General features: G+C 40.1%; 11 protein-coding genes. 6 read left to right on the top strand and 5 right to left on the bottom strand.

Going from position 1 to position 16774, the window contains the following annotated elements:
* The first annotated feature begins 86 nt into the window (after positions 1-86).
* The 6 genes from B4N43_RS10630 (at position 87) to B4N43_RS10605 (ending at position 7861) form a co-directional block, all read left to right on the top strand.
* Positions 87-2423, top strand: a complete 2337-nt coding sequence (locus B4N43_RS10630; protein ID WP_286734590.1) for a TonB-dependent receptor — start codon at positions 87-89, stop codon at positions 2421-2423.
* 14 nt (positions 2424-2437) lie between these two features.
* On the top strand, positions 2438-2905 hold the full coding sequence (locus tag B4N43_RS10625; RefSeq protein WP_286734588.1) for a thioredoxin family protein: 468 nt from the start codon (positions 2438-2440) through the stop codon (positions 2903-2905).
* A gap of 75 nt (positions 2906-2980) precedes the next feature.
* Complete coding sequence (locus B4N43_RS10620) at positions 2981-3622, top strand: FKBP-type peptidyl-prolyl cis-trans isomerase (RefSeq protein WP_070570120.1); 642 nt, start codon at positions 2981-2983, stop codon at positions 3620-3622.
* Positions 3623-3824: 202 nt separating this feature from the next.
* On the top strand, positions 3825-4418 hold the full coding sequence (locus B4N43_RS10615) for an FKBP-type peptidyl-prolyl cis-trans isomerase (protein WP_088163059.1): 594 nt from the start codon (positions 3825-3827) through the stop codon (positions 4416-4418).
* 943 nt (positions 4419-5361) lie between these two features.
* Positions 5362-7005 (top strand): NAD+ synthase, encoded by a 1644-nt coding sequence (locus tag B4N43_RS10610; protein ID WP_286734585.1) that lies wholly within the window; start codon positions 5362-5364, stop codon positions 7003-7005.
* A gap of 283 nt (positions 7006-7288) precedes the next feature.
* On the top strand, positions 7289-7861 hold the full coding sequence (locus B4N43_RS10605; RefSeq protein WP_075994305.1) for a DUF4136 domain-containing protein: 573 nt from the start codon (positions 7289-7291) through the stop codon (positions 7859-7861).
* Positions 7862-7968: 107 nt separating this feature from the next.
* Here B4N43_RS10605 and B4N43_RS10600 read toward each other — a convergent pair whose 3' ends face one another.
* The 5 genes from B4N43_RS10600 to B4N43_RS10580 all read right to left on the bottom strand — a co-directional run bounded on the left by B4N43_RS10600 (position 7969) and on the right by B4N43_RS10580 (position 16738).
* A complete protein-coding gene (locus tag B4N43_RS10600) occupies positions 7969-9006 on the bottom strand; it encodes a GntR family transcriptional regulator (protein WP_088163061.1) in 1038 nt (345 codons plus the stop codon).
* Between the two features lie 216 nt (positions 9007-9222).
* Positions 9223-9411: a hypothetical protein gene (locus B4N43_RS10595; RefSeq protein WP_088163062.1), complete on the bottom strand. Its 189-nt coding sequence runs from the start codon at positions 9409-9411 to the stop codon at positions 9223-9225.
* A gap of 1 nt (position 9412) precedes the next feature.
* The gene (locus tag B4N43_RS10590) at positions 9413-11569 is read right to left on the bottom strand and encodes a hypothetical protein (protein ID WP_088163063.1); all 2157 of its coding nucleotides are present in this window, start codon (positions 11567-11569) and stop codon (positions 9413-9415) included.
* 76 nt (positions 11570-11645) lie between these two features.
* Complete coding sequence (locus tag B4N43_RS10585) at positions 11646-15233, bottom strand: DUF4450 domain-containing protein (RefSeq protein WP_286734581.1); 3588 nt, start codon at positions 15231-15233, stop codon at positions 11646-11648.
* A gap of 104 nt (positions 15234-15337) precedes the next feature.
* Positions 15338-16738 carry a glycoside hydrolase family 28 protein gene (locus tag B4N43_RS10580; RefSeq protein ID WP_088163065.1) on the bottom strand — a complete coding sequence of 467 codons (1401 nt, stop codon included), beginning with the start codon at positions 16736-16738 and terminating at the stop codon, positions 15338-15340.
* Positions 16739-16774 lie beyond the last annotated feature (36 nt).

Here is a 16774-nt window from a genome sequence, read left to right as displayed (position 1 = left end):
AGACGCAATGCCTTGAACGCCGTTCATAACGAGGAACAGACCATGCTATACGAGGCTTGTATTTATAAAATTTTCATAAAATTACGATGCTAAAGCAATACACTTTATTGGCCACATTACTGGCTGGTACATCCACTATATACGCCCAATCAAAACTTGAAGGCTACTTATTCAACAAAAACCATGAGGCGGTTCCCTCTGGTACTCTGACTTTAAAAAACAGCAAGCTCGCAACTACATCCGATCCAAACGGGTACTTTAAGCTATCCGCCATACCACCGCAAAAAGTAACCTTAAATATATCGGCAGTGGGCTATCGCTCCTTCAGCAAAGTCATCTCTTTAGACACGTTGAAGTTGCCTTTGCAAATTCAACTGGAAGAAGACAACCTCAATTTGGATGAGGTCGTTGTTTCGGCTACACGCTATGGCGTCAAACGTAAGGACGCCCCCGTGGTTGTCAATGTCATAGGGCCTAAATTATTTAATGCAACACAATCTGTTGCCATGTCGGAAACATTGAATTATCAGCCGGGTGTACGGGTAGAAAACAATTGCCAGAATTGCGGCTTTTCACAAGTCCGCCTGAATGGCCTCGAAGGCCCCTATTCACAAATATTGATCAACAGTAGGGCGGTATTTTCCGCATTAAATAGCGTGTATGGATTGGATCAGATTCCAACAAGTATGATCGATCGTATTGAGGTTGTGCGCAGTGGTGGTTCGGCATTATTTGGTGCCAATGCGATCGCTGGAACAATCAATATTATTACAAAAGATCCTGTAGAAAACGACTGGCAAGTAAAATCCACCAACTCACTCATTGGCGGCAAAAGCTGGGATAATACAGTGGATTTTAATACCTCCACCGTTTCGGAAGACCTCAAAAGAGGAGCCACATTCTACGGTATGCACCGTAATCGGGAAGCTTACGATGCCAATGGCGATGGTTTTTCGGAAATAACCAAACTTCGTAACACCACGTTCGGCACAAAACTATTTTACAAACCGAGTGACCTGGATAAGATAACGGTTGATTTTAGTACCGTAAATGAGTTTCGCCGCGGTGGTGATCAACTCGATAAAGTACCGCACCTGACGCAGATCACCGAGCAGTTGGAAACCAGTTCGCTTGTTGGCGGAATCACATACGATCACTATTCCACAGATTATAAGCAAAAAATGTCGTTGTATGGCTCTGTGCAGAAAACTGTTCGCGACAGTTACTATGGCGGTCTTGGAGGCGGAACAACCCTTGCGGACAGCACATTAGCCGCAAATGCCTATGGAAAAACTAATGATATCGCGCTAGTTGCCGGGGGACAATATACCTACAACTTTGAAAGAGATGTATTTACTGCCGGAGTGGAGTTTTCATACAACGATACCCAGGATGAAATACCAGGGTATAAACGAACCATTGATCAGCAGAACAAAGGACTAGGCAGTTATGCCCAATACGAATGGAAGCCTTTAAGTAATTTTAAAACGTTAATCGGAGCGCGATATGATTACACCTATGTTGACGGTAAATATAGTCTTGCAGGTATAAACCGAAACTCAGATCAGCGCTTCGGCACCTTTAGCCCACGGTTGACCATCTTATACGATATCACAAAAGACCTTCAATTTAGAGGAGGCTATGCACGTGGTTTCCGTGCACCACAGGCATTTAATGAGGACATGCACGTCACTTCCATTGGCGGAAACCAAGTATTTGTATTGATCGGTGAAAATCTGAAAACCGAATATTCCAATGCCTATACAGGTTCTTTTAGCTACAATAAAAATTTTGGAAATGTACAAACAAGTTTGCTCGTGGAAGGATTTTACACGGATCTAAACAATCAGTTTGTCAACGTCATGGCGTCTGAAAAAGATGGATTGATTATTCAGGAAATGCAAAATGGTGAAGGAGCCCGGGTGTACGGTTCCAATATTGAAATCAATATCGCGCCATCCTCCTGGTTTTCTTTCCAAACCGGCGGAACGATCCAGCGCTCACGCTATAAAAAAGACCAACTCATCTATACAGGAAAAGAAGACGGGCAGGACATCCTCACCAAGAAATATGTCCGTACGCCAAATATCTATGGTTATATGAATAGCAACCTGAAAGCGACCAAACAATTTGCGATCGATCTGACGGGCGTGTACACGGGAAAAATGATTGTTCCACATATCCAACATGATGTAATGACCCTTAAAAATGCCCGGGACTTCGTGGAATTAAATCTCCGCTTAGGGTATACCTTTCCAATACATAAAGATTTCAGCATCGAAATTTTTGGGGGTGTACAAAACATGTTCAATGCTTTTCAGAAGGACTTCGACAAGGGAGCGCTACGTGATTCAGATTATATCTATGGTCCAACACGCCCTCGAACTTATACATTTGGCCTTCGTGTTGGTCATTTTCATTAACATGGATTTGGGATATGAAGCATTTCCAAAATATATATGTGCTATTGATCCTATTCTTTTATCCGCTCTGTTCTCAAGGACAGGAGCGGATAAATTGGATTGATTTTGCACAACTGGATTCACTCCTGAATGTTTCTCCGCGCGAAACGCTCCTCTTTATTCATACGGATTGGTGCAGCTATTGCCGGAAAATGGAACAGGAAATCTTTACAAAAAAGGAGATTGTCCAATTAATCAACAAGCGCTACTACGCCGTTCATTTAGATGCAGAATCTATCCAAGACATTTCTTTTGACCAAAGTATATGGAGGCCCTTAAGCAAAAGAAAGAAAACAGGACAATACCATCCTTTAGCTTTGCAATTGCTACAAGGAAGAAAAATGATCTTCCCAACTCTCCTACGTTTTGACAGCGAATTTCGCCTAAAAAGTATACAGCAAAAATACCTGAACTCAAAGGAGTTAGCCGTTTTTTTAGAATAATTTAACATTTACTTGTAGCGAACGCCATCATTCCTGCGTTTTGGATTTTATAATTAATACACACTTTAAGAAATTATGAAAAATATCACGAAATTTTTAATGGCGTTTTTGTGTCTGGGAACGATCTTCGCATCTTGTAGTAAAAGCGATGGCATTGACTGGGCAGCTGAACAAGAAAAACAAAGATTAGAAATGATCCGAATTGATTCTACAAGAAAAGCTCAGGCTCCCTTACTTGAACAATATGCCAAAACACATTTTCAAAATCCGGTTAAATCCGATTCTTCCGGAATTTGGTATGAAGTTCTTGCTGTAGGTCAATCAGATTCTTATGATTATAAAAATGGCTACCCATCAATCAGTGTAAATTACACTGGTCAACTTACGGATCAAAATGGAACTGTTTTTAGTAAAAGCAAAGAAGGTACTCCAGCTAATTTTTCCAATTTACTATTGGCAATTAGACAGAATTTTGGAATATGCTGGTATTATGCATTTGTGCCACAAACACTTAATCAAAATGGCCAAGATGCTAAATTAGGTGGCTTGCTACCAAAAGGACTACAAAAAGGTTCTAAGATTCGATTTGTGTCATCTTCGGTATTCGCATATGATAATCAAGAATATAAAGGTACAGAAAATGTAACTGTCCCTAAAAACTCTCCGGTTGTATATACTATTGAAGTAACAGATATTGCTAGAGCTACTTCCAACTAAGAAATAAAAACAATGCATTCATCGAAGCCGTTCTCCTAGTGAGAATGGCTTTTTTGTAAGTAGACGTTCAGAAGTGTAAATTACTGTATCAAAATGTTAATTGTTATAGCGAAAACATTTAACGAAGAAAAAATAATATACATTTGCAAAGCTACTTTCATAAAGAAAATAGCTTTTCCTTGAAAAACCAATAAAAAATATAATGAAAAAACTGTTATCACCACTATTCATGGGAATTGCAGCAATCGCTTTCCTTATTATCAGCTGTAACAAAAGCGACGATGCGCCGGTTTATGATGCGAATGCACAATTTAAAACGGATTCTGTAACACTTAAAAATTACGTTAGCCAAAATTACCCTGATGCACAATACAACAGCGAAACAGGAATTTGGTATGAAATTCTTGCCGAAGGAACAGGGAACTATGAATATAAAGTGGTTGACACATTAAATGGCAAATACTTAAAATTTAAACCGACTGTAAAATACGTTGGAAAATTATTGAGTGGAAGTGTATTTGATCAAACTGATACTGCCAAAGAATTTGAAATCATCACAAACACGGGGTATCAATACCCATTTTACAGCACTATTATTCCTGCTTGGACCTTCGCATTTGCTCCGCAAAAAATCGGTGACATGAAATTAGGCGGCTTAACAGAAAAAGGTCTACAAAAGGGCAGTAAAATTCATATCATGGCACCTTCCCTTTATGGATACCAAAACCAGGCTGTGGGAACTATTCCGGCAAACTCGCCATTGGATTTTGTAATTGAAGTAACGGATATAAAATAATTATCGCTCCTTTTAAAGCAATAAAGTATAAAAGCTCCTAAAATGACATCATTTTAGGAGCTTTTTAGTTCAGGAGGTTTTCAACGATTAATCTGTTTATTGGGTGATAGTTTTATATGCTAGCAAAATTATCCAAAAACTTAAAAGTAAGATAGATCTTAAAATTGATATATTTTAAGATCAACTTATACCTAATAACAATTTTCAATCGCTTTTTAAACAGTGATCAGTCACTGATCATTCAGTCTACACTGAGCAAGCACTGAACAATCGCTGAACGATGACTGAACAAGCACTGTCAAAAGAGTTAATTTGATCACTATCTGATCCTAATTTGCCGCAAAAAAAAATAAAAGAGAAAAAAGGTAGAAGCTATACTTACGTAACAAAAAGATCGCTATTGTGCGACAATAGTATGATCCATAAACAACACTTTAAATTAATTAAATAAAGAAGCAAATTGAAACACGACTTGAAACAGGTGTCTAGAAAAAATAAAAGCTCGAAGTGGGGAACTCCGAGCTTTACCTAACCAATTATTAACCTAAATTATGAAAAGTTCTTTATATATTATTTTTAATATCTTTCGTTTCTTTTGATATATCAAAGGTACTACAGATCTGCTTTCATGTCAAGAAATTTAACAGCATTTAACGTTGTTAAAATTATGTTAAAACAATTTAGCACATTCAATATCGTCCCGCGTTGTAAAAAACATACATCTACAACGATAGCAGCTCAACAGATAGACTCAACATGAACTCACTGTGCATTCATTCCACTTACAGGCCATAGCTGGTAATACGATGTCCTTCAATTGATCGGAAGATAATTTAGCGCTTTTATTCGCATAAGTGCGGGCTGAGTATCAAAAAAAAGAAATAAATTTGTGAGAAGATCCGACATCAATTGGTATCTTATTTAGTTAGACGATTAATAGCATATGAAAATAGCTTTAGCACAATTGAATTACCATATCGGTAATTTTGAAGCAAATACTAAAAAAATAATTAGCGCGATCCAGCAGGCCAAAGAAGCAACAGCCGATCTTATTATTTTTGCCGAACTCGCGATTGGTGGTTATCCTGCCAAGGATCTTTTGCGAAGTAAGGCTTTTAAACATCAATGTGATGAAGCTATTCATCAAATCGCTGCTCATTGTCAGGATATCGCCTGTATCATCGGAGCACCCGTCAAAAACAGTGATCCTGAGGGCAAAGAGCTTTATAATACCGCTGTATTTATTGAGCATGGGGCAGTCCGAAACATTGTAAAAAAAGGCCTTTTGCCCGATTATGATGTATTTGATGAATATCGTTATTTTGAACCCAGCAGACGTTTTGATTGTATCGAGTTGAACGGCGTAAAAATTGCCTTAACCATATGTGAAGATTTGTGGGATGATGACGAAGGGGGCAATTCTTACGTTGGTGACCCCATGGCAGAGCTGAGAAAAGAAAATCCAGACCTCCTCATCAACATTGCGGCATCCCCTTTTTCCTATACCCATTTTGATGAACGGATCAAGGTCCTCAGCCAACAGGTAACAAAGTCTGGCAGACCGCTAATTTATGTCAATCAAATTGGCGCTCACATGGATATTATCTTTGACGGCCGCTCAATCGCCCTGAATAATGAAGGAACAAAAATTGCTGAACTAAAAAGCTTTGAAGAAGATCTTCAATTTGTCACCTATTATCAACAAAATATCACCTCCACCACAGCTTCTTCGAAAGAGTCTATAGCTGAGATGGCTCTTATACATGATGCATTGATCCTTGGGCTACGTGATTATTTTCAAAAATCTGGTTTCAAGAAGGCGGTTTTAGGTCTGTCCGGCGGGCTAGATTCGGCCTTAGTTGCGGCTTTGGCCTGCGAGGCTCTGGGTGCCGATAATGTATTAGCCATACTGATGCCATCGGTCTACTCTTCCGACCATTCGATAAAAGATGCGATGGATCTCGTCAACAATACCGGTTGCAAACATTATATCGTTCCGATCAAAGATATTGCCAATGCCTTCGAACATAGTTTAGCTCCTCTTTTTGAAGGGCTGCAGCCAGATACAACTGAAGAGAATATTCAAGCGCGCGCACGTGCGGTAATTTTGATGGCTGCTTCCAATAAATTCGGCAATATTTTACTCAATACATCCAACAAAAGTGAGGCTGCTGTGGGATATGGTACACTCTATGGTGATATGGCAGGTTCCATCTCTGTAATCGGTGATGTTTACAAGTCCAAAGCCTACGATTTAGCGCGCTATATCAATCGAGAAAGGGAGATCATTCCAGTCAATACCATTGAAAAAGCGCCTTCTGCGGAACTTCGACCAGATCAAAAAGATTCGGACTCTCTACCGGAATACGATCTATTAGATCAAATCCTCTTTGAACTCATCGAAAATGAGAAAGCAGGATCTGAGGTTGTAGCAATGGGCTTTGAAAAATCGTTAGTAGAAAGGGTTTGTAAATTGGTTAATAATGCGGAATTCAAACGTTTTCAAGCTCCGCCTATCCTGCGTGTTAGTCCAAAAGCTTTTGGTCCAGGAAGGCAGATTCCGTTGGTGGCAAAATATCCTTATTAATTTTACAATTCGGATTAAACCATATTTATAGTTTTTTGTCTAAAGTAATAGATTGTAAAATCAAAAAGGATGATCGCATCCCGGACGGTAAAAAACAATTGCCATGAAGACCGTCAACTGTACTATTTTTACAATTGAAAGGTATGCGGATAAAAAATAAAAACAAATTAGTTAAATAAATATAAGTTCCATATAGGCCATGAACCATCATGAGTGTGGTTGTCCAATGCAGCGACAAAATACTCATGGTAGATTCATCACAGTTGATAAATAAATTACTACGATGAAAAAGATTCTATTATTTTTGGTGCTTTGCGTCGCACTCGCATCATGTTCGTCTTATCAATACAATACCACTCGGGTAGAAAAGATGGATTTTACTCCTTTCAAGACCTATGCCTGGTTACCTCCGGTAGACTCGCTTTCGAAGTCTTATTTTGACAACGATATCGCCAAAGCCAATATCCTGGATGCCGCGAATACCGCGCTGGAGGCAAAGGGCCTACAATATTCTAAAGATAATCCTGATTTACTATTTCGGTATATTACCATTGTCAACAATAAAAGCCGTTTGGTCTATGGTGGCGGCGGTTATTACGGCTGGGGGGGCCCCTGGGGCTGGTACCGTCCATGGTTTTCACCATATTACTATGGCGGCGGTTATTACCCAGTTGCAAAAGAACGCTATCGTTATGGCCATTTGATTATCGAAGCCATCGATCGTAAAACAAACGCAGTGATCTGGCAGGCACGTGGTTCTGGCGATGTTGACAATCCAGAAAAAGCAATTAATAACATCAGCAAGGTTGCAAAAGGTGTTATTGATTTGTTCCCTGTGAAGACGTTAAAGAAATAAAAATCAACTAGCTGCTTTTTTGATTATTGCATCATAATACGCAAAGAGCTAGAAAATATTTATCAAAAAAAACAGGCTAATCAGCACGATTAGCCTGTTTTTTTTGTCTATACAGAAGGCCTAAGCTTTAAATAGAATGGGACTTCAACACGATCCTTTGATTTACTTCTGATCAATTCGGCAGCCAATCGCCCCATCATTTCAAAATCAGTTGATATTGTTGTAATACCATTCAGGATAAACTTTTTCAATGGAGTTTCATTATAGGAAATGATACCAACATCTTTTCCTATAACCAGTTTTTTCTGAATAACCTTGTTCAACAATTTCACCAGATCATCTTCAATAATATTAATGTAACATGTTCCTTTCTCTACTTTCTCTTCATCAATGTCGGATACGAGCTCGTGTTCAAAAGCATATTGTTGACAAAACTTATAAAAGCCCTTAATAATAGCTTTTGGAAAATCACTATAGTCAGGAAATACAAGTTTTAAGTTTTTGTACTTACTCAGCACTTCATTAGCTTCCTCCAATGCGGAGTAAATATCATGTTCGTAATTTTCGTAGACTGCAGGAAAATCTCCGGGCACATCTTCGATAAACTTACCCAATAACATTAGTTTCTCTGCCGGAATCTTACGAATGATATCCGGCGCTTTGTCCCTTCCCTCTTTGAAATGGGGGAATAAAACATAGTGGTCATATGTTTTCGTTAAGCTTCCCAACAATGTATTCAGATACGATAGGTCTGAATTGTATACAAATAGATCCAAGTTGGCATAATCACTCAGCTCTTTTGCAAAGGAATCGTATACTATCTTTTTATGGGCACTTAGTTTATTTAGAAAGAGTGCTATCTTAAGTTTGGATTCTACATCCGTTTTATTTACATAATACCCCTTTCCGGGATTAGATGCTATAATTTCATTTTTCTTAAGATAGCGGTATGCTTTTTCTACAGTGTCACGTGATATTTCCAGATATGCACTGAGCTCATTAATAGAAGGGAGCATATCATCTCTGACCAATGTTTCATTTTTAACAGCATCGATAATTGTATTTGCCAATTGCAAATACTTAGGTGTGGCAGAAAAATCGCTAATTTCTAAAGTTTTTAAAAATTGATTTACGGAATTGGTCATTGTTAGATTTTATTAATTATAAAATTAACGATTTGTTTATAAATATTTAGAAAAAATACTTAAAACTCGCTTTTCAAAACCCAGCCTCTACACAGCCCATAATAAAAGGACCTGTCGCCTTAGCATCATTTTCACGGATACATTCTCCAACGTAGTAAGCTAAATTATTTATTGCAATAGTATAGAGTCTGTCCGATTTCATTATTCTACACCATACTACTGTTTTTCAATGAACAGTTTAATATTCCTCTTTTGTTTCGGACGAAGGTGTATATTTAAGATTGTACAAGTTATGGTTACACTGCTTAAAGAACGTACGATCGTTGACTTAACGGGCAACTCCTGAGCCTTCGTCGATACTGTTCCACAACCCAAAAGCAATAGTAATATTATTTTCTTCATCATATTAGGGCATTTTTTTAAATCCTTCTTTCTTTATAACCCATGAGCCATCTTTTGGGAACCCTGGTAAATCACTGTTGGAAGCGTCCCATCCTTCAAGCATCATCGCTACGGTCGCGAGCACCCCACCATTACCTGGTAAATAGATCCGCAGGCGTCCATCTTGATAATTATGTCCATTTTTGAGATAGGTATTGGTTTGGACATTCATAAATAATGCATCCAGCGCTTTATTGGGAAGATTCAGACGAGCAGCATTCATGGCCGTCATGGGAAAATCCCACCCCCAGGTCTTTTCCCAATGCCATTTCTCCCAAACGACATCCAGTGTGTTTTTCATCACCGTTTTATTTAGCTTCGGTGATTCAGGAACCATCCCTAATGCACCGAGTACCGCGGGATGGTCCGTCATCCAACGATCGTACGTATAAGAATCGGGAGCAGTTTCAGTAGCCAAGTAGACGTTGTCCTTACTTGGTAAGGGGGCCAGTTTTTCAATAACTTGATCCCATTTGGTCACTCTTAGTTCTCCCAGACGCTCCTTCCATTGTTGCGCTATACGAAGTGCCCAATCCCAATAGGCGACCTCATACGTCGGGTTCATCGTCTCGGAAGCTTTGAAAACTTCTTGTGCAGGAATAACTCCCTTGCCTACATTATAGCGACCCGTTTCCTGATCATAATCTGCAAAGTCGGCCATGAAATCAGCTGTGGCAAATACGAGATCCTTATATTTTTTTAGGACAGCGAGATCCTTTTTGTCCCGATAGGCCAATTCGGTCATATAGATAATATGTGGCTGTTGCCAAACTAAAAATGCAGCTACCGATGAGGGGCTTTCATTCCCTTCGTTATCGGACATTTTGATCCATCTAACCCCTTGATAGCCCTGTCGTTTTGCGAGTTCTCTCGCTTTTTCAAAGGTTCTAAAATAATAATCCAATGTTTTTTCCATGATTTCAGGACGTCCCCATAATGCAAAATGCACAGCATGCCACCAATGCATTTCCGTGTGTGGCTTTCCATACCAACTATTAAAAGTGAGGCCTGTTTCTTGAGGCGGATTACTTCCTCCGCATTGTACTTTTGTCAGATATTGAGAGAGTACAACTCTTCTTTCCAACTCATTGGCTCTCGGATCTGTGCTACCCGCAAAGTCAACCGCAGCACCACTTTCCCAAAAATGCTTCCAGGACCTTACACTTTCACCTACCGCATCAATATATCCTACGCTCTTTTTATCAAAATTGTTTGTGGGCGCAAATGCAAATGAAAAATCAAATTCTCCAAGCGTAGCAGCCGGTTGGTACACAAAATAGTGTGAAGCCGTATTTTTTAAAGTTCCCTGTGAGTAATTCAATTGTGTAAAGTAACTGGCTCCCTGCAACTGATGATTTATTACTGCAACATGTGCAGATTGAGCTACGATCGTTGTTTTATGATCATTCACCTGATCATAGTTGGTACCTTCATCCAAAAATTTTCCGCTTGGGTAAGGATAGTGTACAAATATTTTCAGTCTTTGCTGTGCAATCAATGGTGAAGCGACATGTACTGCAACGCGGTCACTGCTTTGATACGATGTCGTTTTTACAGAGACAGGTTCTCCTTCAATTTGAAATTCACTTGTGATAATACCCGTCCAAAGGTTCAGCTCCTGTCGAATAGCCTGGATATGTTGTGCAGTTGCCCGTTGCCCGTTTTTCAAATAAAGTTCCAAGCCCACATTACCCAATTGCAGACGGTGTTTATTTTCCCTAAAATAGTTTACAGCTTCTGCATTGCGTTCCGGTTCTTTCAATTGGATACTATATTGCGCGTTCCGCCCTTCGCTGTTAAAGTCGTAGGATTTTAATGTTTCTTCGAATTTATAGTTCTTTGTATTGGGGAAAGAATCCCATCCCCACTCGGACTGTGTTCCCAAGGAAACCCCATTTTTATAATAAATGGGAAAAGACTGCATTCCTGTAGCATCGACCGTATAGGCAAAGGTCCCATTACCGACTGTGAGCGAAGCTAATGTATCCATGGTATGATTGGAGACATTGTGCCTTTTAACGACATTTTCCCGATTAATTTTGGTTCCTTGTTGAGCTAGGACTAACATAGGGCTTAGAACACTTACAAGGAAAGTGAAAATAATACTAAACTTCTTTTTCATCTATATTGGATTTTTATGCATACTATATTCGTGTTCAAGATTCCTCCGGAAATTCCGGAGTACATTCTCAATTTATCTATCGCATTAAAGTGAGACCTATCAGACCGATGACCGCATCGTTTGCGACGGCGATAAGCTCTACTGATTGAAGTTTCTTTTTATTGTTTAGAGGCAAGTCCAATAATGAAGCTGCTCCACCATCAATGGCACGATTGCTATACCCCTTGATATCGGTATAATGACTCCAGGTTCCGCCCTTATAAAGCTCTCCAGACTTCAGACTGATTCGGTAAGGAATTCGTTCATCGGGGAGTTCAAAAGCGTGATTATCATCGAGGTAACCCTGTTCGATAGGCCACCAGTTGATAGGGTTGATGAGATCTAACGTATCAAAAATTCCATCAGTATAATTGACCTTAATCTTGGCGTTGATAAGCTGGGATTGCATCGGATTTGTTGAACCGGCGACCAAGAGATACATTTTGCTGGCCTGGCCGGCTAAAGGTATTTTGACGCTTTTTGGATAATTATCCCACTGACTGACAAAGACCACATTTTTGGAGTCATTTTTTAGCTGAAACGGAATACCTAGGTATATTAGATCCCCTTGCTTGCCTTTTTTCATGATTCCCCTGTCGTCAATATTTGCCGTCGTCAATGGATAACACCAATTGCCTATTCCCTGCCAAGGCAACTGCAAGGTTGGCCCTTCCGATCTTGGCGAAAGGTATTTCTGTTTGAAGATATCCGTCAAACGCGCGTTGTAATAACTCGATAAATTTTCCGCTAAAAAATCAGGTTTATCATCGATATTCCAATCGATATAATCTACTGTTTGGCGATAAGTTCCCACAACCAGATTAACGCTATTTGTTCCCTTTGAAAAGCTATTGATGGGAAGTTCCAATTTCTTTATTTCTCCTGATCTCAAGCTGAAGGCTGTTTGAAAATCCTGATGATCAATTACCAGTTGTTGTGGCTGAGCAGAACGGTTTTCCATCGTCAAAAAATAGTTTCGCTCTTTACGCAGAATAGTTGAATTTACAGGCGGTAATAGCCGAATATCAACTGCCTGCCACCAAACCATAACTCCCTGCTGAAGCTTCACGAAAAAGGTTCCTACCCGCTCATGCTGGACAAAAGAAAATTTGTGACCGGCTTTCTTTTGGATAATTCCTTGAGGATCGTAGCTTTCCAACAATTGGGTGTTAGCAGGTAATGGAAAAGCCCATTGATCGGTGAATACTTGCTCCACATTTTTGGTATCCATCTTTTCGAGTTTACCATCCCCCATTATCGTGATGTCGAAATTCCGCTCAGCTTCAGATTCAACAACAATACATGCCCCATTTATAGCGGAAGATTTTAATGACCACTTGACTTCTTTTCCATTGACTTTAACAGCACTCACCTGGGTAAAATCTACGGGAACTTCCAAAGCAAGTTTTACGGGCATCGCATAACGCGTGTTAATCTGAAATGTAATAGCAGTTTTAGTTTTCTTATACGTATAACTCCATTCCGGCATTTCAATCTGTGCAAAATTCCATGTCGATGGGAAACCAGGTTTAAGAAACAATTGTTTGTCCAGTAGACGTGGATGCACGCCAAATAATCCTTCGACTAATGTACGAGATGCTACACCAATTGGGTCGGCAAAATCACGGTATAATTCGCCTCTAAATGCATCATAGTGGGAAAGCTGCTGAAAGTTGGCGGGACTGATCCCATGATACATACTTTCCATAAGGTTACTTTTCCAGAGCTGATAGGCATCATCCGCCCGACCAGATTGCCAATAGGCCAATGCTGTCTGTAGATTCTCTGCCAAAGCAACATTATTGACCGACCAAGTGTAAGGCTGCCATGTCGTCGTCGGCAATGTATACAGGTCGTGCTGTTCCTGTCCTTTGATATGAATAGGAATCTTTGGCAAATAATTAGTTACATATTGGAGATTTTGGTAGCTTTCAAAATCATCTAGAATAGCAGCGTCTGCGGTATGATAAATGGTCCACAAACCCGCATTTTCGTGTATAAGCTGATTGCCAAGCGCATCCTGGAACTCGGCAAAATGACCTTTCTTTTGCAACCAAAGTCGATCTTTTAGCGCTTTTTGAATCTTATTTGCTTCTTGTTGGTAGGGCGTCGCATCCTCACCTATTACCTTTGCGAGTTTGGCTATTATTTGATTGGCACGGTACATATAGGCGGTTGTGTGCGTGACCGCGCCACCGGAATATTGTAAACCATCACTTGCCCATATTGCACAATAGGCATCGTATAAGCCATCATTGTCCTGATCGAAATTTCGCTTTTCCCAGTTGAGATGCCGAGTCAGCGTTGGCCACATCTCTTTGATATAAGCAACATCCCCTGTATAATTAAAATGTGACAACAATTGATCGATAAAGACCAAGTTCATATCGTAGTGATGGGGTACCGTATTATTATTTGGATTCCGAGAAATGTAGCCGCTTGAAAACATAGAAGTACCCATTTTTTCCAAATGTCGAGCTAAGTGCAAAGTTGTATCCATCACCACCCGTCCAGCAGCGGGTTCGCTAACCTGCGAATTCGCATAACTCGAAAAATGTTCTTTCGCTCTGTCATACCATCCCAATACATCTGCGGTGTAAGCTCCCCGCCAAGCATTCAAACGCATACGCCATGCCACAGCTCCATGCAAGAAAGTAGGCGATTCCCAAATTCCATCAGCGGCTGTCGAAAGCGCTGCCCCCAAATTATTGATGTATCGATCCGGTGTGTTTATTTTAACCCGACTAGCCAGCGAAACCCTTTTCTGATCCGCCAGCTCATAAATCTTTTCTAATGAGCCTTCAGAAAATTCCGCAGCAGAACGCTTCCCTTTAGCGATTTGAATATAACTTGATTTTTTAGTCAGCATAAATTTCCCGACAAGGATAGGACTACCCTTATTCTCCGTTTTCGTCAGATTAGAGAGATCATCCAAAACGGTAGCATCTGACATCCGCAGTGCTGAGAGTCCTGAAAAACTACCCTGAATAAATTGGGGCTCATTTTTCTTATTTTGATACTTAAGTCCAAAACTATTTTTTTCCAGTGTATATTGATTATGTTCACAATATCCAGGAAGAAGATAAAACCCCGATTCTGGATCTGCGCCTATGTCGCCATTTCTACTGAATGTTTTTCCGCTAGCTCCCCCATAGACAGCGTAAAGATGTGCATCCGGTTTAATATTCGCCGCCTGTAATTTTACGATCATCCCTTCGGCATCGGCCTGCGCCATCACAACGATATCGATATAACCATTTCCAAGTAAAGCATCTTTGATGCGATAATACATAGCTCCGGGTCGATACCTTGTCTCAATATGATCGGCATCAATCACTTTTTTTCGCTGCTGTTTATTGCTGAGAACAAACTGTAAGTTCCCTGCCATCCCCGGCATGTACAGTGCAAATTCAGGTAAATCGCCTACTTCTACACGGGATGCCAGGTTATTACCATAAAGAGCACGATTAAATCGATATCTTCCATTCACCAGTAAGAAATCTCCTTTATCCTCGGTATAATGCAGTACACGGTCGTTATCTTGCCAATGTTTTGACTGGGCAACAGCTATCTCCAGGATAGTCCCAACTAGCAAGCCGCAAAAAATCAAATACTTTCGTATCATATCAATAATTATTTCATGAATTAGCTATGTGCAAATCTTTTTAATGACCGGTAGCTACTTCTTAGTCGCTGGAGTTTATACTTTCCGTCGATGGTTATGTTACGTTAATCGAAAGACTTGATTTCTTTTCCATTGACAATGACATTTTTTAGCAAGACATTCTTGAGGTAATCAACTTTAAACGCTTCTTTTACACCATCAATTTTACAATTGACCATCGTAAAATCGGTTATAGGTGAAGATTCGTATGCTGTGGAGAGCACAGCATACTTTCCGCCACCTTTAACATGGAGGTTTTCGACCCAGATATTGCGAATCGTTGGAATATGTTTTCCGGGTTTTTCATAAAACATATTAAATCGTACAGCTGCTTCCTTATATTGCCCCACTTCCGTGTTATAAAAAAAAACGTTCTCAATGATCCCACCTCGGCTGGAACTGGTTTTTATCCGTAGCGCCCGATCCAAATTTGGACTGTCCATGACATTGTTGAGTGCATAGATATTTCTGGCTCCGCCTGCAATTTCGCTACCGATAACGACGCCGCCATGACCATCTTTCATTTCACAATTTTCGATGATATGATTCTCCGCAGGTCGACCAATAGTACGGCCATCTTCATCTCTTCCCGATTTAATAGCAATACAGTCATCGCCGGTATCAAAATAACAATTTCTGATCCATACATTTTTACTTGCTTCAGGATCGCAGCCGTCATTATTAGGTCCATGACTTACCACTTTCACACCTTCAATCAATACATTCTCACATAGGACAGGATTAAGATTCCACATCGGAGAATTAATCAGCTTGACGTCAGCAATCCAGACATTTTTGCATAAATAAGGCTGCACAAAATTGGGGCGAAGAAAATTGCCCTCGCCAAATACTCTTTTATACGGGTCCATCTCTTCAGCCATCTGCTGATGCAAAATTGCCCGGGCAGGCTTTTGTTCTCCAGGGCGTCCTTCGTGCCATCCATATTTTCGGGCACCACACCAATACCACCAATGATCATTATCGGCATTTCCATCCAGCAATCCTTTTCCTGTGATGGCAATATTCTCTTCTTTGTACGCATAGATGAAAGGAGAAAAATTGATGCATTCCATGCCCTCCCAACGCGTGAATACCATCGGATAATCAGCACTATCACGACTAAAGAGTACGGTTGCCCCTTCGCTGACATGAAGGTTGACGTTGCTTTTCAAATAGATTGCACCGGTCAGATAGACTCCCTTCGGGACTATTACACGCCCTCCACCCTGCTTATTGCACGTTTCAATTGCTTTTCTAAAGGCTACAGTATTTTTTGTCCTGCCATCTCCAATAGCACCGAAATCGTCGATGGAATAATCTTTCTTTTCAAATGTAGGAGCAACAATGATCTTTTTAAGCTGTTCAATTTCCTTTAAGGGTTGCTTTGCACTGGTCCAGGATGTTTGTTGCGCTTGACTTGCTACGCATGCAAAAATTACGAGGAGCATACTAAAAATCTTTTTCATTGGCTTATAATTGTTTCTGGTTGTACTTGTTTATAT

It is taken from the genome of Sphingobacterium sp. UBA1897 (genome assembly GCF_002337775.1).
Classification (GTDB): Bacteria; Bacteroidota; Bacteroidia; order Sphingobacteriales; family Sphingobacteriaceae; genus Sphingobacterium; species Sphingobacterium siyangense.
This window is presented reverse-complemented; position numbering and strand designations above follow the sequence as displayed.